21 protein-coding genes are annotated in these 20951 nt (G+C 59.0%); 14 read left to right on the top strand and 7 right to left on the bottom strand.

Features of this window, described 5'->3' with window-relative positions; all coding sequences use genetic code 11:
- The first annotated feature begins 53 nt into the window (after positions 1–53).
- From hemC to ACJSDX_RS03600, 4 genes are read left to right on the top strand one after another with little or no spacing between them, the layout of a single operon-like run.
- On the top strand, positions 54–986 hold the full coding sequence (gene hemC / locus ACJSDX_RS03615) for a hydroxymethylbilane synthase (RefSeq protein ID WP_407993518.1): 933 nt from the start codon (positions 54–56) through the stop codon (positions 984–986).
- 39 nt (positions 987–1025) lie between these two features.
- Positions 1026–1793 carry a uroporphyrinogen-III synthase gene (locus tag ACJSDX_RS03610; protein ID WP_407993517.1) on the top strand — a complete coding sequence of 256 codons (768 nt, stop codon included), beginning with the start codon at positions 1026–1028 and terminating at the stop codon, positions 1791–1793.
- Complete coding sequence (locus tag ACJSDX_RS03605; RefSeq protein WP_309566023.1) at positions 1786–2877, top strand: uroporphyrinogen-III C-methyltransferase; 1092 nt, start codon at positions 1786–1788, stop codon at positions 2875–2877. The genes ACJSDX_RS03610 and ACJSDX_RS03605 overlap by 8 nt, the downstream gene beginning before the upstream one ends.
- Positions 2878–4059, top strand: a complete 1182-nt coding sequence (locus tag ACJSDX_RS03600; protein ID WP_407993516.1) for a heme biosynthesis HemY N-terminal domain-containing protein — start codon at positions 2878–2880, stop codon at positions 4057–4059.
- 63 nt (positions 4060–4122) lie between these two features.
- Here ACJSDX_RS03600 and ACJSDX_RS03595 read toward each other — a convergent pair whose 3' ends face one another.
- Positions 4123–5151, bottom strand: a complete 1029-nt coding sequence (locus ACJSDX_RS03595; RefSeq protein WP_407993515.1) for a CDP-6-deoxy-delta-3,4-glucoseen reductase — start codon at positions 5149–5151, stop codon at positions 4123–4125.
- A gap of 67 nt (positions 5152–5218) precedes the next feature.
- The gene (locus ACJSDX_RS03590; protein WP_309566020.1) at positions 5219–5671 is read right to left on the bottom strand and encodes an FxsA family protein; all 453 of its coding nucleotides are present in this window, start codon (positions 5669–5671) and stop codon (positions 5219–5221) included.
- Between ACJSDX_RS03590 and cutA the strand changes: the two genes are divergently transcribed.
- The 9 genes from cutA to pqqA all read left to right on the top strand — a co-directional run bounded on the left by cutA (position 5670) and on the right by pqqA (position 13003).
- Positions 5670–6017 carry a divalent-cation tolerance protein CutA gene (gene cutA, locus ACJSDX_RS03585; protein ID WP_407993514.1) on the top strand — a complete coding sequence of 116 codons (348 nt, stop codon included), beginning with the start codon at positions 5670–5672 and terminating at the stop codon, positions 6015–6017. The genes ACJSDX_RS03590 and cutA overlap by 2 nt on opposite strands.
- Positions 6014–7876 carry a protein-disulfide reductase DsbD gene (dsbD, locus tag ACJSDX_RS03580; RefSeq protein WP_407993513.1) on the top strand — a complete coding sequence of 621 codons (1863 nt, stop codon included), beginning with the start codon at positions 6014–6016 and terminating at the stop codon, positions 7874–7876. Before cutA ends, dsbD begins: the two co-directional genes overlap by 4 nt.
- The gene (locus ACJSDX_RS03575) at positions 7860–8417 is read left to right on the top strand and encodes a TlpA family protein disulfide reductase (protein ID WP_407993512.1); all 558 of its coding nucleotides are present in this window, start codon (positions 7860–7862) and stop codon (positions 8415–8417) included. Before dsbD ends, ACJSDX_RS03575 begins: the two co-directional genes overlap by 17 nt.
- Before the next feature lie 129 nt (positions 8418–8546).
- Positions 8547–9005, top strand: a complete 459-nt coding sequence (gene aroQ, locus ACJSDX_RS03570) for a type II 3-dehydroquinate dehydratase (RefSeq protein ID WP_309566016.1) — start codon at positions 8547–8549, stop codon at positions 9003–9005.
- 31 nt (positions 9006–9036) lie between these two features.
- A complete protein-coding gene (gene accB / locus ACJSDX_RS03565) occupies positions 9037–9492 on the top strand; it encodes an acetyl-CoA carboxylase biotin carboxyl carrier protein (protein WP_407993511.1) in 456 nt (151 codons plus the stop codon).
- Positions 9493–9502: 10 nt separating this feature from the next.
- Positions 9503–10852, top strand: coding sequence for an acetyl-CoA carboxylase biotin carboxylase subunit (gene accC, locus ACJSDX_RS03560; RefSeq protein ID WP_309566014.1), 1350 nt, complete (start codon positions 9503–9505; stop codon positions 10850–10852).
- On the top strand, positions 10852–11739 hold the full coding sequence (gene prmA, locus ACJSDX_RS03555; protein WP_407993510.1) for a 50S ribosomal protein L11 methyltransferase: 888 nt from the start codon (positions 10852–10854) through the stop codon (positions 11737–11739). The genes accC and prmA overlap by 1 nt, the downstream gene beginning before the upstream one ends.
- Positions 11740–11748: 9 nt before the next feature.
- Positions 11749–12753 carry a zinc-ribbon and DUF3426 domain-containing protein gene (locus ACJSDX_RS03550; RefSeq protein WP_407993509.1) on the top strand — a complete coding sequence of 335 codons (1005 nt, stop codon included), beginning with the start codon at positions 11749–11751 and terminating at the stop codon, positions 12751–12753.
- Positions 12754–12931: 178 nt separating this feature from the next.
- Entirely contained in the window at positions 12932–13003 is a 72-nt protein-coding gene (gene pqqA / locus ACJSDX_RS03545; protein WP_081774944.1) for a pyrroloquinoline quinone precursor peptide PqqA, read from the top strand.
- Positions 13004–13136: 133 nt separating this feature from the next.
- Here pqqA and ACJSDX_RS03540 read toward each other — a convergent pair whose 3' ends face one another.
- Complete coding sequence (locus tag ACJSDX_RS03540; protein WP_309566011.1) at positions 13137–14042, bottom strand: hydrogen peroxide-inducible genes activator; 906 nt, start codon at positions 14040–14042, stop codon at positions 13137–13139.
- 142 nt (positions 14043–14184) lie between these two features.
- Here ACJSDX_RS03540 and ACJSDX_RS03535 point away from each other — a divergent pair, with 142 nt between their 5' ends.
- Positions 14185–15348, top strand: a complete 1164-nt coding sequence (locus ACJSDX_RS03535) for an HPP family protein (RefSeq protein ID WP_407993508.1) — start codon at positions 14185–14187, stop codon at positions 15346–15348.
- Between the two features lie 40 nt (positions 15349–15388).
- On the opposite strand, the gene ACJSDX_RS03530 is transcribed toward ACJSDX_RS03535, so the two are convergent.
- From ACJSDX_RS03530 to ACJSDX_RS03515, 4 genes are all read right to left on the bottom strand, one after another.
- Positions 15389–16627, bottom strand: a complete 1239-nt coding sequence (locus ACJSDX_RS03530; RefSeq protein WP_407993507.1) for a mechanosensitive ion channel family protein — start codon at positions 16625–16627, stop codon at positions 15389–15391.
- Positions 16628–16873: 246 nt separating this feature from the next.
- Entirely contained in the window at positions 16874–19333 is a 2460-nt protein-coding gene (locus tag ACJSDX_RS03525) for a TonB-dependent siderophore receptor (RefSeq protein WP_407993506.1), read from the bottom strand.
- Positions 19334–19447: 114 nt separating this feature from the next.
- Positions 19448–20401, bottom strand: a complete 954-nt coding sequence (locus tag ACJSDX_RS03520) for a FecR domain-containing protein (protein WP_407993505.1) — start codon at positions 20399–20401, stop codon at positions 19448–19450.
- A 2-nt stretch (positions 20402–20403) separates the two neighbouring features.
- Positions 20404–20940 carry a sigma-70 family RNA polymerase sigma factor gene (locus ACJSDX_RS03515; protein WP_407993504.1) on the bottom strand — a complete coding sequence of 179 codons (537 nt, stop codon included), beginning with the start codon at positions 20938–20940 and terminating at the stop codon, positions 20404–20406.
- Between the last annotated feature and the right edge of the window lie 11 nt (positions 20941–20951).

Below are 20951 nucleotides of genomic sequence, written 5' to 3'. Positions count from 1 at the left end.
AGTGCTTTCAATAACAACTGGCCGCTCGGCACAACGCCCGCTGGCCTAATTCGATGAACGCTCCCAAGAAACTGGTGATCGCCTCGCGCGAAAGCGCATTGGCCATGTGGCAGGCGCGACATATCCAAGGCCGACTGCAAGCCTTGTATCCGGAAACCGAGGTCAGCATCCTCGGCATGACCACCACCGGCGACCAGATCCTGGATTCGCCCCTGGCCCGCATCGGCGGCAAGGGCTTGTTCGTGAAAGAGCTGGAACAAGCGCTGGCAGACGGCCGCGCCGACCTCGCCGTGCATTCCATGAAGGACGTGCCCATGCATTTGCCGCCCGGCTTCGCCCTGGCCGCGATCGGCGAGCGCGAAGACCCGCGCGATGCGTTCGTCTCCAACGATTACCCCGATCTGGAATCGTTGCCCGCAGGCAGCATAGTCGGCACCTCCAGCCTGCGCCGCCAGAGCCAATTGCAGGCGCGCTTTCCCGGCCTCAAGGTAGAATCGCTGCGCGGCAACCTGCAGACCCGCTTGCGCAAGCTGGACGAAGGCCAGTACGCCGCCATCATCCTCGCCGCTGCCGGCCTCAAGCGCCTGGGGCTGGAATCCCGCATCCGCGAATCCATCGATCCCGACAACAGCATCCCCGCCGTCGGGCAGGGCGCGCTGGGCATCGAGATCAACGCCGAACGCCTTGACCTGTTGGAGGTGCTGGCGCCGCTCAACCATGCCGAAACCGCCGCCTGCGTGGAAGCGGAACGCGGCATGAGCCGCGCCCTGGCGGGCAGCTGCCAGGTGCCGCTGGGCGCTTTTGCACAGCAACATGGCGATACGCTCCAGATGACCGGTTTTGTTGCCAGCATCGACGGCAAGGACCTATTGCGCGAATCGGCCCAGGGCCCCGCCAACCAGCCCGAAGCCTTGGGCCAGGCGCTGGCTGCCAAATTGGTGGCCCGGGGTGCTGACCGCATTCTTGCCGCGCTTGCGCATGAGTGAGCTCCCACATGGCTGATTGCTCATTGGTCAATCTGGCACATGGTTAATTTAGCAGGCCGCCATATTGCGATCACGCGGCCGCTCGACCAGGCAACCCGCCTGACCTGCCTGATCGAAGCCGCTGGCGGGCATGCCATCGGCTTTCCGCTCATCGCCATTGCCCCGCTGCAGGATTACAGCGGTTTCGAGCAAACCCTGGATGACGCGGCCATGCAGGACTGGCTGATCTTCATCAGCTCCAACGCCGTGCAGCATGCCATGCCAAGGCTGCAGGCAAGGTTCCCTCAATGGCCCGCCAAGCCGCGGTTTGCAGCGATCGGCCCGGTCACCGCGGCAGAGCTCATGCAGTACGGCATCACCAACGTGTTGCAGCCCGAGCATCGGTTTGATAGCGAATCCTTGCTGGCCTTGCCCGAGATGCAGGCGGTCAAAGGCCAGCGCATCATGATCGTGCGCGGCGTCGGTGGCCGCGAGCTGATGGCTGACACTTTGCGCGACCGAGGCGCCCAGGTCAGGTTCGCCGAATGCTACCGCCGCATCAATCCGCAAACAGATGCAGGAAAATTGCAGGCGCTATGGCACAATGGGCAATTGGACACTATTGTGGTCACCAGCAGCGAGGCGATGCGCCACTTGCTCGCCATGACCGACAATGGCGACGCGGCATGGCTGCGCGACATCATTATCTGCGTCAACCATGCCCGCATCGCCGAACAGCCATCCAGCCTGGGCCTGCATGTCAGGATCGCTACGGCGCCGGGAGACGACGCCATGCTGCAATGTTTAAGTAAAGCAAACCATGACTGAACAACAACCACCTGAAACCCAGACATCTCCAGCACCGGCCAACACGGCCGGCAAGCCTTCGTTCACAGCCTGGCTCGCCCTGATACTGGCTGTAGCCGCCATTGCCTTCATTTCCTGGCAGTGGCTGAACACGCGCCATCGCTTCAATTCGCTTGAACAGACGCTGACCCAGCGCCTAGAGCAGTTCAATGCCACCAACCAGCAGAGCCTGGCATTGGCCAAGAACGCCGACGAACGCAGCTCCGAGGCCAACAGCCGCCTGATCCGCCTGGAACAGCAGCTCGCAGAATCGCGCGACCAGCAGGAAGCCCTGCAAACGCTCTACCTGGAACTGGTCAATAATCACGACGAACGCGTGATTGCCGAAGTCGAGCAATTATTGGTGATCGCCAACCAGCAATTGCAGCTTGCAGGCAACATCAAGCCTGCGTTGCTGGCACTTCAGACTGCGGATTCGCGCCTGCAGCAGATGGATAGCGTGCCTGCCGTCCAGTTGCGCAAGGCCATCGCCAAGGATATTCAGCGCCTGCAGGAATTGCCGCAGATCGACACCATAGGCATCAGCCTCAAGCTGGAAAACCTCATGGAGAGCATAGGCAATCTCCCGCTGGTGAGCGAGCGCCACCCGAAAACCGCTACCCCTGAGGCCACCATGGCTGAAGAAAACCAGTTCCGCAGGCTATTGCGCGAGATCTGGGACGACCTCAAGCACATGATCCGCCTAGAGCGCGTTGACCGTCCGGAGCCGCCGTTGCTGGCACCCGACCAGACCTTCTTCCTTCGCGAAAACCTCAAGCTGCACCTGCTGACCGCGAGGACAGCCCTGCTGCAGCATGACGAAAGCGCTTACCGCGCCGACCTGCATCAGGCAGAGCACTGGATCCAGAATTATTTCGACCTGCGCGAGCAAAGCACCATTGCAGCATTGGATACGCTGAAGCAGCTGTCGGCCAGCAGCATCGTCATCCAGTTGCCGGATATCTCCGAAACGCTGGGCCTGGCCAGCAAGTACAAACTGACGCTGGAGCGCGCCAACAATTCCGAGCGTGCCACCGACCGTGTCAACCTGGAACGGGGTCAATAAGTGCGCGTACTGATCTGGATTCTGCTGATACTCGCCCTCGCCATCGGCGTGTCGCTGCTGGCGGGCAATAACGCAGGCTATGTGCTCATCGTGCGCCCGCCCTACCGGCTGGAGTTGTCGCTCAACCTGCTGCTCATCCTGGTCGTGATGGCGTTCGCCTCGCTGCACCTGCTGCTGCGCTTCATCCATTACGCACGCGACCTGCCAGCCAACGTCCGCGCCTACAAGGAAAACCGCCGCGTCCGGCTTGGCCATGCCGCCTTGCTCGAGGCCTTGCACGCCATGAGCCAGGGCCGCTACCAGCTTGCCCAGAAAGCGGCCTCCAAGGCGCTCGATTACGGTGAAGACCCCAGCTTGACAGCGCTGCTGGCTGCCCGCGCCTCGCACAAGCTCAAGCAGAAAGGCCAGCGCGACTACTATCTGGCCGAAGCCGAACGCCTGGCTCCCGATGCCGCGGTGGCCAGACTACTATTGCAAGCCGAGCTTCTGCTCGATGACCGCCTCTATAGCCAGGCGCTGGACGTACTGCATAAAATCGAAAAGATAGAGGCTAAATTTGTTCCCGCCATGCGGCTTGAATTGAAGGTGCAGCTCCGCCTCAACAATTGGGAACAAGTGTTGACCCTGCTGCACCAGCTGGAAAAGCACGATGGCATGGAAAGCTGGCAGGCCAGGGAGATCCGCCACCAGGCGCATCAGCACCTGATCGAACGCCACGGCAAGGACTTGAATGCCCTCATGGCCTACTGGAAAAAAGTGCCGGAGGACGACAAGCTCAATACGCGTATCGCCACAATGGCGGCCGAAGCCTTGATCGCGCTGAACGCAGGCAACCAGGCACAGGAAATCATCGAAATGAGCCTGACCAAAAGCTGGGACAGCGAGCTTGCCGGCAAGCTCGGCGACTGTGCCAGCACCAATCCGCATAAGCAGCTGCAACAGGCGGAGCACTGGCTGCTCAGCCACGAGCAGGATGCCAGGCTGCTGCTTTCACTGGGCAAGATGTGCATACGCCTGAGCCTGTGGGGCAAGGCGCAAAGCTACCTTGAGGCCAGTATCAGCGTGCAGCCCTCCGCCGAAGCGCACCTCGCCTTGGCGCGCCTGCTGGAAAGCCGCGGCGAAAGCGATGCGGCCAACTACCACTACCGCCTGAGCGTACAGTTCTGCCGCGAAGAAAAATAAAACCGACAAAAGCTGCTAAGGGAAAATCCAACTTTCCTGAAGCAGCCGCTTCTTACTATTGGTCTAGATAGCAGCCTTTGCCGCAGGGTTGGCAAAGGTGAAGGCGTCAGAGAAAAATTCCTGCTCAGGCAAGCCATGGCCCTGGAAATCCCGGTGAGCCACCTCCACCATTTGCGGGGCGCCACAGCAATATACCTGGTAAGCCCGCATGTCAGGATGGTCCTCCAGCACCGCCTGGTGTACCAACCCCGTGCGGCCTTGCCAGGCATCTTCTGGCGCCGGGTCGGACAGCACCGGGATATAGCGGAACAAGGGGTTGTCTTCCTGCCAGCGCCGCGGCAAGGCATCGAGGTAAAGGTCTTCCCGGGTCCTGGCGCCCCAGTAGAGGGTCATCGGGCGCTTCATGCCCAGCTGCAAGGCGTGCTCGACGATGCCCTTTACCGGCGCGAACCCTGTACCGCCCGCCACCAGGATGACCGGACGCGTGCTATCCTCGCGCAGGAAGAACGTCCCGAACGGCCCCTCGATTCGCAGGATGGTTTTTTCCTGCATTTCATTGAATACATACTGGGTGAACTGCCCGCCGGGCACCAGGCGCATATGCAGTTCGAGGAAACGGTCGCTATGGGGCGCATTGGCAAGCGAGAACGCGCGGCGCCTGCCGTCCTTGAGCAGGAATTCGATATACTGGCCCGCCATGAATTGCATGCGCTCATTGCTCGGCAATTTGAGCGTCATGCCCATGACATCGTGGGAGAGCTTTTCGAGCTTCTCCACGCGAACGGGCATGATGCGAGGCGGAATGCCTTCCCCGGCCACCTCGCGGCATTCGATCACCAGGTCGGCCAAGGGCTGGGCGCAGCAGAACAGCGCCTTGCCGTTTTTCTTTTCATCCTCGCTCAACGCGCTGTCGAAATATTCGCCGTAATTGACATCGCCTGCCAGCACCTGCCCCTTGCAGGCGCCGCAAGTGCCGTTGCGGCAGCCGTAAGGCAGGTTGACGCCCGCGTCGATCGCGGCATCCAGCACCGTATCGCCATCTTCTACATTGAATATGCGATCACTGGGCTTGATAATGACTTGGAAAGACATGGAGAAATCCCGACCTTATGCACCGGCCTCACAATAGGCCGGAAAAAGTTTGCAAGTCTAGCATAGGCTATTCCTCCCGCCGGTACTCCCCTTCGATCACGTCGCCATTGGATTGCCGTTGCCTGCCAGCTTCCTGGCGAGGCTCCTGATAGCTGGTTTCACGTGAAACGACGTCATCGTCGTTGGCGGCTTGCTGCAATTTGGCACCGCCGGGCAGCAGAAGCAGGACGACGGCAATCGCGTCGCTGATCACGCCTGGCACGATAAGCAGCATCCCTGCAAGCACGTTCTTGGCGCTGCCGAATACGGCGCGCAACGGGGTGCCGCCGGCCTGCAGGGTTTGCGCCATGCGGCCCATCATCGTGAGCTTTTCATCCTGGATCAGGCGCCAACCGAGGATGCCCACTACGATCAAATAAGCCAGCACCAGCCAGCCGTATCTTGCAGCCAACTCCACCAGCACCCATACCTCAGCGATAGGGAAAGCGAGTAAAATCAGCAAGAGGAAAAGAAAACGCATGAAACTTCAATCTCCATCATTAGAAAACAGCAGCGCCGTCCTGGTCCTGACCAATATGCCGGACCAGGGCAGTGCCGAAAATATCGCGCGCGAGCTAGTCGCTAAAAAACTGGCTGCCTGCGTCAACCTGCTGGCCCCATGCCAGTCGTTCTACCAATGGCATGGCAAGCTGGAAACCGCAACGGAAATCCCTTTGCTCATCAAGACCACCAGCCTGCGCTATCCCGAGCTCGAGCGAGCCATCCGCGAACTGCACCCTTACGAACTTCCCGAGATCATCCATGTCCCAGTCACGGGCGGACTGCCCGCCTATCTTACATGGCTACACCAGGAAACCCGGGATTGAACTCTGCATTACAGCAACGCCTAGCGTCCACACTGGCATCGGTCCTGCTGCTTTGCGCCGCGTTGCTTGCCGGTACCGTACAGGCCGCGCCCAGCAGCCAATTGGGCGAGTGGCTGAACCAGGGTCGCAGCGCGTTCCTCGGCAACGATACCGATAATATTCTGCCGCCCGAGCAAGCTTTCAAGCTCCAGGTCGAATTAATTGACGCAGACCGCCTGCAGGCGGCATTCAAGATCGCTCCCGGACACTACCTCTACAAGGACAGGATCAAGTTCGAACTGGAGCCTGCCGGGCATGCCGTCAGCGACCTCGACCTGCCGCAAGGCGACTGGAAACAGGACCCCACTTTCGGCCGCACCGAGGTGTTCCATCAAGACTTTACCGCGGATATGCGCCTGGCGCCGGCTACCGCTCCTGGCGGAAACCTCAGGCTCAAAGCCACCTATCAAGGCTGCAGCGAGAAAGGGCTGTGCTACCCGCCTACGCATCAAACCATAGCGCTAGGCTCCCTGCATGCGACCACGAGGGATAACCCAGGTTCCATCGTCCCCGCGCAAGCCGAGCACGACCGGGCCGCCAGCCTGCTCGCAAGCGGCAAGCTCTGGCTGATCGTCGCAGGGTTCTTCGGCTTCGGCCTGCTGCTCTCGCTCACGCCCTGCGTGCTGCCCATGATCCCCATCCTTTCCGGCATTATCGTCGGCAGCCAGCGTAAGCATCGCTTGCATGCCTTCTGGCTCTCCCTGGCGTATACATTGGGGATGGCATTGAGCTACACCGCAGCAGGCGTGGCCGCCGGGCTTTCCGGCCAGTTGCTGAGCGCTGCCTTGCAGAACGCCTGGGTGCTGGGCGCAAGTGGGCTGGTCTTCGTCTTGCTGGCGCTATCGATGTTTGGCTTCTATGAACTGAAACTGCCCGATTCCCTCGAAAACCGGCTGGTGAATGCCAGCAACCGCCTGCCGGGCGGGCATCTGCTCGGCGTATTCGCGATGGGCGTCCTTTCCGCGCTGATCGTCAGCCCCTGCGTCGCCGCGCCGCTGGCGGGCGCCTTGATTTACATCGGGCAAACCCAGGACGTGGCGCTCGGCGCCACTGCCCTGTTCGCCTTATCCATGGGCATGGGCATTCCGCTGCTGCTGGTAGGCGCTTCAGCCGGGGCCTTCTTGCCCAAGGCTGGGCCGTGGATGGTAGCCATCCGCCAGGCATTTGGCGTATTCATGCTGGCTGTCGCCGTCTGGATTGTGTCGCCGTTGCTGCCAACCAGCCTGCAACTATTGCTCTGGGCAAGCCTGCTCATCGTGCCAGCCGTATTCATGCGGGCGCTGGACCGCTTGCCCGATAGCGCCACCGCCTGGCACCGCTTCTGGAAAGGCGTTGCCGTGCTCATGCTGCTGGCGGGCGCCGCCTTGGTGGTCGGTGCCGCCTCGGGCGCCAAGTCGCCATTGCGGCCGCTGGAAGGCCTGACCCTGGGCCAAGCAAACTCCAGCTTGCCGTTCCAGCGCATCAAGCGCGTCGCCGACCTGGAACAGGTGCTGCGACAAAACCCTGGCAAGCCGGCGATGCTGGATTTTTATGCCGACTGGTGCGCGGCCTGCAAGGAGATGGAACAGTTCACCTTCAGCAATGCCGAAGTGCGCGCCAACTTGCAGGAATTCATCCTGCTACAAGCCGATGTCACTGCCAATGACGCTGACGACCAGGCGCTGCTCAAGCATTTCGGCCTGTTCGGCCCGCCCGGCATCATCTTCTTTGATAGCGCAGGGCAGGAAATACCGCATCATAGGGTTATCGGCTATCAAAACAGCAATACATTCCTCAACACGTTGAATGCGGTAAAATCAGTCCATGACACCATCCAGTAACAAAGGCTTGAGCAAGCGCGGTTTTTTCGTGCTGGCGTTGGCGCTGGCAGCCGCCATCCTGCTGATCCAGCAATACGCCGACAAGCCCCGCACCGCGCATCCTGTCGAGACGTTTGCCTCCACCGCGCCATTCTTTGCGGCCCAGGCATCCGACCTTCAGGATACCGAACAGCCACTGTCGCAATGGCAAGGGCAATTGCTGGTGGTGAATTTCTGGGCGACCTGGTGCGCGCCCTGCCGCGAGGAAATGCCGGAGCTCGCGGAACTGGCACGGGAATACGCTGGCAAACTGGTCGTGCTCGGCATCTCCCTGGATAATGTAGAGAAAATGCAGGCTTTCGCCCAAGGCAAGCCCATGCCCTATCCTTTATTGTCAGCCGAGGAAGAAGGCATGAAGCTCAGCGCATCCCTCGGCAACCTGAATAGTGTGGTTCCACATACCGTGATCATCGGTTCCGATGGTAAAATCCTCAAAAGTTATTTCGGCCGGGTGACCAAGGCGCTTTTGCTGGAGACATTGCAGCCAGCGTTCAATTCTTGAGCCTTTCTCCCTAACTGAGCAATATCGAGCAATTTCGCTAAATTTCGTCAATTCTCTAGACAAAATACCCCAAATTACGGCAAACTTGCAGCCATCAAAGTTGCATTGGCGGTCAAACCGCCCCCATTCATGGCCCAACCATCCTCCAAAACCGTACTGGTATTGCACGGACCCAATCTGAACCTGCTGGGATTGCGTGAACCCAACCATTACGGCTCGGACACATTGGAAAGCATCAATCGCCAGCTCGAGCAGCATGCAAACAATGCGGGCATTGCCATTGACACCTTCCAGAGCAACCATGAAGCGGCATTGATAGAAAAAATCCATGCACTGGCGCATGCGCCGGCGGATTTCATCATCATCAACCCCGCAGCTTTCACCCACACTTCCGTGGCTTTGCGCGATGCATTGTCCGCGGTGAAAATCCCGTTTATTGAAGTCCATCTTTCCAATATCTACGCGCGCGAATCCTTCCGGCACCACTCGTATTTCTCCGACCTGGCGGTCGGCGTGATCAGCGGCCTGGGCGCGCATGGATATTCACTGGCGCTGGACTACGCCATCAACCACATTACTCGTGCCTGATCGGCACCCCATATACATCTAGAGGTTAACCATGGATTTACGCAAACTGAAGAAACTGATCGACCTGGTCGAAGAGTCCGGCATCTCCGAGCTGGAACTCACCGAAGGCGAGGAAAAGGTACGCATTTCGCGCCACCTGCCCAGCAGCCAGGCGCCGGTCCAATTTGCCCAGCCTTATATCGCAGCCCCTGCCGCACCGCAGGCAGCACCAGCAGCGCCCGTCGCGGAGGCCAGCACTGCGCCGGCCATCGAGGGCCATGTCGTCAAGTCTCCCATGGTGGGCACTTTCTACCGCGCGCCTTCCCCTGACGCCAAGTCGTTTGTCGATGTCGGCAGCAATGTCAGCGCAGGCGATACGCTCTGCATCATCGAGGCAATGAAGCTCCTGAACGAGATCGAGGCCGACAAGACCGGCGTGATCAAGGCGATCCTGGTCGAGAACGGCCAACCCGTGGAATACGGCGAACCGCTGTTCATCATTGGCTAGGAATCAACCCATGTTTGATAAAGTCCTTATTGCCAACCGCGGCGAGATTGCCTTGCGCATCCAGCGGGCATGCCGCGAGCTGGGCATCAAGACGGTCGCCGTCCATTCCGAGGCCGACCGCGAAGCCAAGTACGTCAAGCTTGCCGATGAATCCGTATGTATCGGCCCGGCCCCTTCCGGCCAAAGCTACCTGAACATCCCCGCCGTCATCAGCGCGGCCGAAGTCACCGATGCGGAAGCCATCCATCCCGGCTATGGCTTTCTGTCAGAGAATGCCGACTTCGCAGAGCGCGTCGAGCAAAGCGGCTTCACCTTCATCGGCCCACGCGCCGAAACCATCCGCCTCATGGGCGACAAGGTCAGCGCCAAGGACACCATGAAGGCCGCCGGCGTGCCTTGCGTACCTGGTTCCGACGGCGCGTTGAGCGACGACAGCGATGAAACCTTGCGCATTGCCAGGGATATCGGCTACCCCGTCATCATCAAGGCTGCCGGCGGCGGCGGCGGTCGCGGCATGCGCGTCGTGCACACCGAGGCAGCGCTGCTCAATGCGGTCAGCATGACCAAGGCGGAAGCGCAGGCCGCCTTCGGCAACCCCATGGTCTACATGGAGAAATTCCTCGAGCAGCCGCGCCATATCGAGATCCAGGTATTGGCCGACCAGCACGGCAATGCCGTTTACCTGGGCGAACGCGATTGCTCCATGCAGCGCCGCCATCAGAAGGTGCTGGAAGAAGCCCCTGCCTTCGGCATTACGCCGCAATTGCGTGACAAGATCGGCACCGCCTGTGCCGAGGCCTGCAAGCGCATCAACTATCGCGGCGCAGGCACGTTCGAGTTCCTGTATGAAAACGGCGAGTTCTACTTTATCGAGATGAACACGCGCGTGCAGGTGGAGCATCCCGTCACCGAAATGGTCACCGGCATCGACATCGTCAAGCAACAGATCCTGATCGCAGCCAATGAAAAGCTTGGCTTCAAGCAAAAAGACATCAAGCTGGCTGGCCATTCGATCGAGTGCCGCATCAATGCGGAAGACCCTTTCAACTTCGTGCCGTCTCCAGGCCGCATCACGACCTTCCACATGCCTGGCGGCCCGGGCATCCGCGTCGACACCCATGCCTATCAAGGCTACATGGTGCCGCCGAACTACGACTCCATGATCGGCAAACTGATCGCCTACGGCGATACGCGCGAGCAAGCGATTGCCCGCATGCAGATCGCCCTGTCGGAAATGGTGATCGAAGGCATCAAGACCAATGTGGCCCTGCACAAGGAATTGCTCGCAGACGCGGCATTCCACCAGGGCGGCACCAGCATCCACTACCTGGAACACAAACTGGGTATTGCAAGCAAGTAATGGCTTGGATCTCACTCAAAATCGAGGCCCAGGACGACAACGCCGAACTCCTGAGCGACACCCTGATGGAGCTTGGCGCCCTCTCTGCGAGTATTGAGGACGCCAATGCCGAAACACCGGACGAGCAACCCATCTTCGGCGAGCCTGGCGACCCGCCTCCCGGCATCTGGCAGCAAAATGTCGTCAGCGCATTGCTGGATGAGGACGCAGACCTGGATGCCTTGTTAAAGGAACTCAGTGCGGCGACAGGCATCGCGGATTTCCGCTATAGCACGGAGACCATCGCCGAGCAGGACTGGGTGCGCGCGACACAATCGCAGTTCGAGCCCATCCGTATCCGCGATGACTTGTGGATCGTGCCTTCATGGCATGATGCGCCCAACCCGGACGGCCTCAACATCGTGCTGGACCCCGGTTTGGCGTTCGGCACCGGCAGCCACCCGACCACCCATTTGTGCCTGAGCTGGCTTGCCGACACGGTAACGCCGCAGGCCAGCGTGCTGGATTACGGCTGCGGTTCCGGCATTCTCGCCATCGCGGCGCGCAAGCTGGGAGCCGGCAATGTGGTTGGCGTGGATATCGACGCCCAGGCCATCCAGTCCAGCGTTTACAACGCAGGGCAGAATGAGACCGATGCCAGCTTCTACCTGGCCAGCGACCTGCCCGGCGAGCAATTCGACATCGTCGTGGCGAACATCCTTTCCAGCGCCCTTTCGGTGCTTGCGCCTGCCCTTGCACGCGCAGCAAAACCTGGTGGCAAAATTGCGCTATCCGGCATCCTGCGTGAACAAGCCGACCAAGTCGGCGCCATCTACCAGGAGTGGTTCGACATGAACCCGCCTGTTTTCATGGATAGCTGGGTGTTGCTCACAGGAAGCAGAAGGTGACCACCTGATATGCGGCTAGTGACCTCCTGCCCAGCGTGCGATACTCGATTCCACGTCAAGCCGGAACAACTGGCGGCCCATGGCGGCGACTTGCGCTGCGGTCAATGCCGGCATCTCTTCAATGCCGACTCGCGGCTCTATGAAATCCTGGAGCCGCAAACCCTGGCACCATTGCCACCCGCTCCTGCAAGCGAGGAGCCCGTCCCCGATCAGATTACCGCTGAGGCGGAAGAGGCAAGCCATGCCCTGCCTCACGAAACGAACTTCACCTCCCGCGAAGCGGACAGCGGAACAGCGGAATCGCCAAGGCCGGAAGACATTCTCCCTACCGAGGAATTAATCAGCGCCCCTGAGCCGGAATCGGCGGATACTGTTGAGATCGACCGCGGGGAATCGGTAGATACTGAAACGGAACCCCTCAGTGCAGGTGTATTCAGCGAACAGTATGCAGACGCACAGGCAGCAGAAATTCCCGAAGCGGATGAGCAACCCGTTGCCGCCAGCTTCCTCGCCCCGGACAAACCCGTGCGTCAACGGCGCTTTCCCCTCTGGCTGACAGTGCCGCTCAGCCTATTGCTCCTGTTGGCGCTGCTCGCTCAATCGATCTATTTTTTCCGCACCCAGCTGTCGGGATACTGGCCCGCCAGCCGGCCGGCCCTGGAATCCGCCTGCCTATGGCTGGGCTGCATGGTGCCGTTGCCGCGCAACGCGGAATTGCTGGCGCTGGACGATTCCGACCTGCAGGAGGATTTCGAGCATCCCGAGGTCATCCAGCTTTCCACCAAGCTGATCAACAACGCAAGTTATACGCAGGCTTATCCCATGCTGGAGCTGACGCTGACCGATGATGACGACCAGCCCAAGCTGCGCCGTATTTTCAAGCCGGAGGAATACCTGCCATCAGGCATGGATATCCAGGCGGGCTTGGCCGCCAATGGGGAAATCCAGGTCAACCTGGCATTCTCCACCAGCGGCGAAGCGGTATCCGGCTACCGGGTGTTCGTCACTTACTAACCCGGTTTGCCCTTTCAAGGTCGCTTTCAGCGTCCCCATACTAATGAAAATCATGAGGCGCAGATCATGATGCTGCGCATGGCATTAAAAGGCGCGCGCTATATGATAGGAACCATGGATTGCGCGGTAAGGTTGATGACCGTGCGGCCTCTACCCCCAAACTTAAAGGAGATACATCATGTGGACCAAGCCAGAAGTCACCGAAATGCGTTTTGGTTTTGAAGTAACCATGTACGTTTGCAACCGTTAAGCTGTTGCTCATCTCCGTACAAAAGGGGCCGCCAGGCCCCTTTGCTTTTTCCGTTTCCAATTCCACCCCACGCATTGTTTCTCTTGCACTGTCCGCGTTATCGCACCCAGGCTTGCGCTGAATTAAAAACGGATTATTCCGCTATGGATTGCAAACAAGGCGATTTGAGGGCCCTGACCGCCTGCAACAGGCAATCAATGGCTTTCTCCCTGGTGTAGCCCTTGCGCCAGGCCAGTGCCATGCGGCGGGTCGGGACCGGGTCTGCAAACGGGATCGTCCTGATCAGCGGGTTCTGGTAGCGCTCCACCGCCGCGCTGCACGGCAACACGGTAATCCCCAGGTTGGAAGCGACCATATTGCGTATGGTCTCCAGGGAGTTGCCCTGCAGCACCTCGCCATGGCGCGACAGTTCCGGGCACGCCAGCACCACTTGGTTGCTGAAACAATGGCCGCTGTTAAGCAACAGCACCTTCTCGTCCGCCAGTTCCTCCGCGTGGATTTCCTTGCGGCCAGCCCAGGGATGGATGTCCGGCACTGCCACAACGAAACTCTCGTCGTACAAAGGCTCGCAGCGTATGCCGGGCACATCGAACGGCAAGGCAATGATGGCGGCGTCAATCACGCGATTGCGTAATTGGGCCTCCAGGTTGGCGGTCAGGTTTTCCTCCACTTCCAGCGGCATTTCCGGCGCGAGATGGCGCAAGGCGGGAATGATCTCGGGCAGCAGGTAAGGGCCGGTGGAATAGATCACGCCCAGCTTGAACGGCCCGGCCAGCTGGTTATTGCCCAGGCGCGCAATTTCCTTGATGCGATTGGATTCTTCCAGCGTGCGGTTGGCCTGGGCAATGATCTGCTCGCCGATCGGCGTCGTGGCCACGTCCTTGTGGCTGCGCTCGAAAATGGTGACGCCCAGCTCCTCCTCCAGCTTCTTCACAGCCAGGCTCAGGGCCGGCTGGCTCACAAAGCATTTCTCCGCGGCGCGCCTGAAATTGCGTTCTTTCGCCACGGCAACAATAAACTTGAGTTCACTTAACGTCATGTGGAAATAATAATTAATATCAATCGAATGTAATTAATTAATAAGCAGATGATATATCTTATCAAAAAAAACCATCATCTCGAGCATCCCTAAACCATTCCATTGATGATAGATTGCGTGGTTTTACCTTAAGAACCTGCTTGTGTCCGCCGTATTAAACTGGCTCAAGGGCTTGAAACCGCAACAAAGCCCGGTAAACCACCAAGAAAAATTGCGTGCCTGCCTGGGTGCCCTGCTCGGCATCCTGGTGAGCGGTTTCCTGAGCGCCTGGCTGCTAGGGGCAGAAAGCCTGCCGTTCCTGATTGCACCGTTGGGCGCGTCAGCGGTGTTGCTGTATGCGGTGCCAGCCAGCCCGCTGGCCCAGCCATGGTCCATCATGGGTGGCAACCTGGCTTCCGCACTGGTGGGCATCGCCAGCCTGCACTGGATTGCCAGCATTCCCGTCGCGGCCGCCGTCGCCGTGGCGCTTGCCATCGGCCTGATGTTCGCATTGAGATGCCTGCACCCGCCGGGCGGCGCCGTGGCATTGACCGCCGTGTTGTCGGGCCCGCTGGCGTTGGAGCACAGCACTTATTTCCTGCTGCTCGTCGCCATCAATTCAGGCCTGCTGCTGTTGGTGGCGCTGGCCTACAACAATGCCACGAAGCGGCGCTATCCGCACCAGGCCAGAACCGAGCCCAACCTCCATAAAACCCAGGACTTGAGCCCGGCACACAGGGTAGGGTTCTCGAGCGCCGACCTCGATGCCGTACTCGAGGAATACAACCAGGTGCTGGATATCGCCAGGGACGACTTGGAAAACCTGTTCCTGCAGACCGAGATGCAGGCGTATAAACGCCGCTTCGGGGAAATCACCTGCGGCGACATCATGTCGCGCGATGTGATCAGCGTGGAATACGGCACCTTGCTGGAAGAAGCCTGGCCGCTATTGCTCGACCACCACATCAAGGCCCTGCCCGTGGTGGATCGCGCCCGCCGCGTGATCGGCATCGTCACGCGCTTCGACTTCCTCAAGCATGCCAACCTCGACGCCTATCCCGACTTCGAGGAGAAGCTCAGGAAATTCGTGCGCCGCACTTTCCTGGTGGAAACCGACCAGCCCGAAGTGGTTGGCCAGATCATGACCAGCAAGGTGCTGACGGCCGATATGGAAACGCACATCGTGCAGCTTGTACCGCTGCTATCAGAGTCTGGCATTCACCATGTACCAGTCCTGGATCACGAACGCCGGCTGGCCGGCATCGTGACCCAGACCGATTTGATTGCCGCCGTCTACCGCGGAAGGCTGGAAGAAAAAAGCGCCTGAAACATCAGGCGCTCATTACTTACATCATCGATGACACGATTTACTGCACACTCGTCTGGCGCAGCGCCTGGAAATCCGCCCCGCTCGGGTTCTGGAATACACGCAAGCCGAACTCGGGCAGGATTGCCAATAAATGGTCGAAAATATCCGACTGGATCGCTTCGTACTGCACCCAGGCGGTCGTATTGGTAAAGCACCAGATTTCCAGAGGAATGCCCTCCGCAGAAAGGTTCTGCTGGCGTACCACCATCGTCATGCCTTGGTGCACCCTGGGATTATGCTTGAGATATTGCTCCACATATGCACGGAAAGTCCCGATGTTGGTCACGCGGCGGGTATTGATCGGTTGCTTTCCCTTCTCACCCAATGCCTTGTTCCACTCATCCAGCTCATCCTGCTTCTTCTTCAGGTAATCGTCCAGCAAGCTGAATTGCTGCAAATGCGCCAGCTCTTCGTTCGTCAGGAAATGAATGCTGTTCTGGTCGATGAAAATACTGCGCTTGATGCGGCGTCCACCAGACTCGAACATGCCGCGCCAGTTCTTGAACGAATCCGTGATGAAACGCTTGGTCGGGATCGTCGTGATCGTCTTGTCCCAGTTCTGCACCTTGACGGTGTGCAGGGCAATGTCGATCACATCACCATCGGCATTGAGTTGCGGCATCTCCACCCAGTCGCCGACACGGATGATGTCGTTGGAACTGATCTGCACACTCGCCACCAGCGACAGCAAAGTATCCTGAAAAATCAACATCAGCACCGCCGCCATGGCACCAATACCAGACAACAGAATCACGGGAGAACGATCCATCAAGGTCGCTACCACCAGAATCGCCGCCAGAATATAAATGACCAGCTTCACCACCTGCACATAGCCCTTGATCGGCTTGCGGTGTGCATCAGGGCGCTGTTGCCAGACATCGTTGACCACATCCAGCGCCCCGGCAATCGCCAGACCGATAGTCAGCACGATAAAACCATGCGCGACGTTACGTACCACCGTCACCAGCGCCTCGGGCAAACCAGGAATCCAGGCAATGCCCACCGAAATGATCAATGCCGGCACAATATTCGACAGTCGCGCCACCACGCGACTTCTGGCAATCGCCTGCCCCACGGAGGCAGAGCGCAATATCTTATGCAATCCCCGCACCAGGATATGCTTGACAATCCAGTTGGCAACCCATGCGCCCGTCAACAGCAATGCAACGCATACCACACTGAATATTTCCTGATGACCTTGTAGCCAAGCCACCAAATTGCTCCAATCTTCTCTCATTACTTTCCTTCCTGCTTGTAAAACACGTGCGGCCGGGACTTGGCCGGCCACTTCGACATATTCCTCCCCACCAATGCAAAAGCGCCAACAGCCTTGCGCAGCAAGGATCGGCGACCAATGGATGAGGTTGGGAACAGCCTGTTAGTACACAGGGCAACAGATAGGTTCAGAAAGAATGATACTTCGCACAATACCAATGAGATGCCGGATAGCCCCCGGCATCTGTTGGCGATATTGGAAGAGTCGTTAGAAAGTGTATTTCAGCGAAGCCATGAAATTGCGCGGCGCGCCGAAAGCACCGGAGTTACTGGCTATTGTTGAATAGTATTCTTTATCCAGCGCATTGTTCAGGTTGAGGGAAAAAGATAGATTCCGGTCAATCTGGTAGCGCGCCATCAGATTGACTAGGGCGACGCTATCCTGCGCATAATTGAAGTCGCTCCCGCTGGTAATGGCATTCTGCCAATGGACGCCACCGCCCAATGTGAGTTTCTCCCATGCACCGGGCAGACGATAGCTGGTGAACAGCTTCATTGTCTGGCGGGGAACATAGGTGAGCACACGCTCGCCATCACCATCTTCGGTAGTTGCATAAGCATAACCAGCCGAGAGCTGCCAGTTGGTTGCCAGCGCGCCGCTTAACTCCATCTCAACGCCACGGGTACGAGTGTTGCCCAGCAGGTCGTATGTGAACGCGTCGTTGTTCCAGACAGCCAAGTTGTCCACATCGTTGCGAAACACCGACAGGCTGGCCGTCAGACGGCCGCCATGGAACCCGGCCTTGACGCCTGCCTCGTAGCCGACTCCTTCCTCCGGTTTCAACGACGAGGGAATGAACTCGTTGAGCCAGGAATCCTGCGGACGAAAGATCTTGGTATAGCTGGCATAGACAGACCAGGTGCTGTTCAGCGCATGCACGATGCCTGCATACGGGACAAAGGTGTTACGGCGATCACGGGTGGAGTAATCACCCCATAGAACGCTGGTTTCGTCAATATCCCGCGACCAACGTGTCGTACGTCCGCCGAGCAGCAGGCTGGTGTCGTCCGTAAGCGTGAAACGGGCATTGACGAATGCGCTGTTGTTACGCTCGTCACCTTTGTTGCCGCCTGTCGTGTCAAACCTCGGAGCCGGTGCATTCTCCCACTCATGAATAGTAGTCGAAGTAGGATAGCCAGCATCCAGAGTGTAGGCCAGACCATCCGACTTGAGCCTCAACAGCGTAAACCCGGCAATCAACTCGTGATCGCGGTCGAATAGTGGAAACATGCCGGAAACATACGCATCGACATTATCCTGCCTAAGTTCACTTTTCCAACGGTTTGGGCGCACCGTCACGCCTGCGCCGGTGGCTTGGTCAACCGCACCAAGCATGGTGGCGAGCAAACCATCATATTCATAGCGCGTATGGCTATATTCCACCTTGCCGACCCATCCAGAGCTAAAGCGGTGTTCCAGCGAGGCGAAAATGCCATCCATGTCATGCTCGTAATAGCGCCATTTCTGGGTGGAGTTATCGGAACGCGACCACGAGATGCGCTGACCGTTACTAAAGAAAAGCGGTCGCGCGTAGATGGCAGAATCCGTATCTTGCCGCAAATGATTCAGGCCGATGGTAAGCAACGTGTTATCGCTCAGGTCGAATTCGCCGATGCCATAGAGCGCAAGGCTTTTCTGGCGGAAACGATCCACCCATGCGCCCTGTTCCCTGTAATCGCCCACCAGACGCACGCGCGCCGTGCCGCTTTCATTTATTGCGCCGGATACGTCAATCCCGGCGCCATACCGATCCCAACTGCCGGCCTGTGCGGTCAGCGTGCGCTGCGTATCGGCAGTCGGGCGCTTGCGGATCAGGTTGACCGTGGCCGCAGGGGTGCCAAGGCCATTCATGATACCAGTGGCGCCGCGTACCACTTCCACGCGGTCGTAAGCGGCCGTATTAGCAAGAAACGGACTCATGCCGGAGGCGGTCGGTACGCCGTCGATCTGGAAGTTGCTCAAGCGTGAACCGCGTGCATAGATATTGGGGCCATCCTGGCCAATTGAGCCTTGTTGAACAATAATGCCCGGTGTCGCATCGAGCACATCAATCAGGGTATCAAGCCTCTGGTCGTCCATGCGCTGGCGCGTCATCACGGTGACGGATTGCGGCGTTTCCTGCGGCGTCAAATTAAGTCGTGTCGAACTGCTGGTGGAATAAGTGGTGTAAGAGCCTGTACCCTCAGTCATCGAGCCTGGCGCTTTGCCAGAGACACTCACCGCCAATTCAGGCAGCACCGAAACGGCAGCATCCCAAGGCGCGAATTTCTGCACCGGAATCTGGCGCAACAGGTAGCTGGTCTCGCTTTGCGCCACGACTTCATAACCACTCCCCACTGTAATTTGGTCAAACCCTTGCTTGATAGTGGCATTGCCTTGCAAACCGGGCGATTGCAGCCCTGCCACCTGGGCTGGATCGAACGAGAGCGTGACGCCTGCGGCGGCGGCGAATTCGCTGAGCGCAGTGCCGAGCGGGCCTGCCGGAATCTGGTATTGGCGAGCAAGCGCGGCTTCCGCTGCGAGCGCCCGGCTTGGCATGGCGACATGCGCCGATGCCGCCAGGATTGAAATGCCGAATACGGCCCGGGCAATGGCCTGCGCCGCTGGCTTAACCCTGAATGACTCCCCTTGTTGCGAATGAGGCGAGCGCTTGTTACGCTGCTGCATGGTGATTCCCTTTCGTTCTTGATGGTTGGATTAGCGCTGAAAACAGCGCTTCATCTGTTAAGCCGAATGAGAATCAGAAACAGCAACCCCTTTTTTTGAAATTTCTTACTGCGTTCAGGATAAGGGCGACAGCGTGACCCAGTACCGGGTGCGGTAAACCAATTGTATTGGCAATGCCGCCACAAGGTTTTTAAGGGCTTCATCAGTATCCGCCAAGCGGAAAGCGCCGGAAACGCGCAAATGAGCAATGGCAGGGTCGCAGCGCAGGATGCCAGGGCGGTATCTTGCCAGTTCGGCGATGAATTCTCCCAATGGATGGTTGACGGCCATGAGCATGCCGTGCGTCCAGGCGTCGTGATATGGCAAGAGCGGTTGGACGCTGCCTGTTTGCTCGGCATTGAAACTGGTTTGCTCGCCTGCTTGCAGCCGGAGCACAGACCGCCCTTGAGCTGGGCTAATCTCGACTGCATGTTGCAGCACGGATACCTGGGTCGCATCACTTGCGACCCGCACGCTGAACTTGGTCCCCAGCGCCTGCACCAGGCCATGCCGGGTTTGCACCAGGAAAGGCCGCTGGAGGGAGTCAGGTGCGGTTTCAACGAGGATTTCGCCATTGTGCAGGCGCAGCAGGCGTTGCTGCTCGTCGTATTCCACATCCAGCGCTGTCGCCGTGTTGAGGAGCACGTTGCCGCCGTCCGCCAGGGCCACCTGTCTGCGTTCGCCGGTGGCGGTAGTGTATTCCGCCACCATGGCGCGCCAGGGCAATTGCTCATTGGCTAGCCATCCGGCTGGGCTGGTCAGCGCAAGCAGGGCCATGACCTTGAGCACGGCACGGCGCTTGGCACGGGCACCGCGCAGCGCAGGCAATGCGACATCGACAGGCAACAGGCCAAACTGCTGTTCCAGCTTCTGTACCCTGGCCCATGCTCTGCGATGGCTGGCATCGGCATGCAGCCAAGCCTCGAAACGCTGCAATTGCTGGGCGGTGGGTTGTTCCGCCTGCAGCTGAACATACCACTCGGCAGCAGCTTGCAAGACGGCATGGCCCGGCTTAGCGGCAACGCTCATGCTCAATCGTCCAGCAACGCCAGGCAGTGCGTCATGGCGCGCACCATATGTTTCTTGATGGTGGTAACGGAGACTTGCTGACGTTCGGCAATGGCGACATAGCTTGCGCCTTCCAGCTGCGCCATGAGGAAGATGGCGCGGGTGCGCGGCCCCAGGCCATCCAGCATGCGGTCGACTGCAACCAGGGTTTCCAGCACCAGCAGGCGCTGTTCGGGAAAAACCGCCAACGGTTCCGGCCGTGCTTCGAGGGCGTCGAGATAAGCCTGCTCCAGCGCACGGCGGCGGAACATATCCGCCACCAGCCCGCGCGCAATGGTGCTCAGGTAGGCCCTTGGCTCGCGTATCTCGGCCCGCTGATCGGCATTGAGCAAGCGGATGAAGGTGTCCTGCGCCAGGTCTGCCGCCTGCTCGGCATCCCCCAGCTTGCGGCGGAGAAACTGGAACAGCCAGCCGTGGTGGTGGGTATAGAGCGGTACAAGCCTGCCTGGGAGGGGTCGGAAATGGTCATGATGATGAAAATTGAGAATTATTCTCATCATATCAGCCGGAC

The sequence above is a fragment of the Methylobacillus draconifructus genome (genome assembly GCF_045984355.1).
GTDB classification, from domain to species: domain Bacteria; phylum Pseudomonadota; class Gammaproteobacteria; order Burkholderiales; family Methylophilaceae; genus Methylobacillus; species Methylobacillus flagellatus_A.
This window is presented reverse-complemented; position numbering and strand designations above follow the sequence as displayed.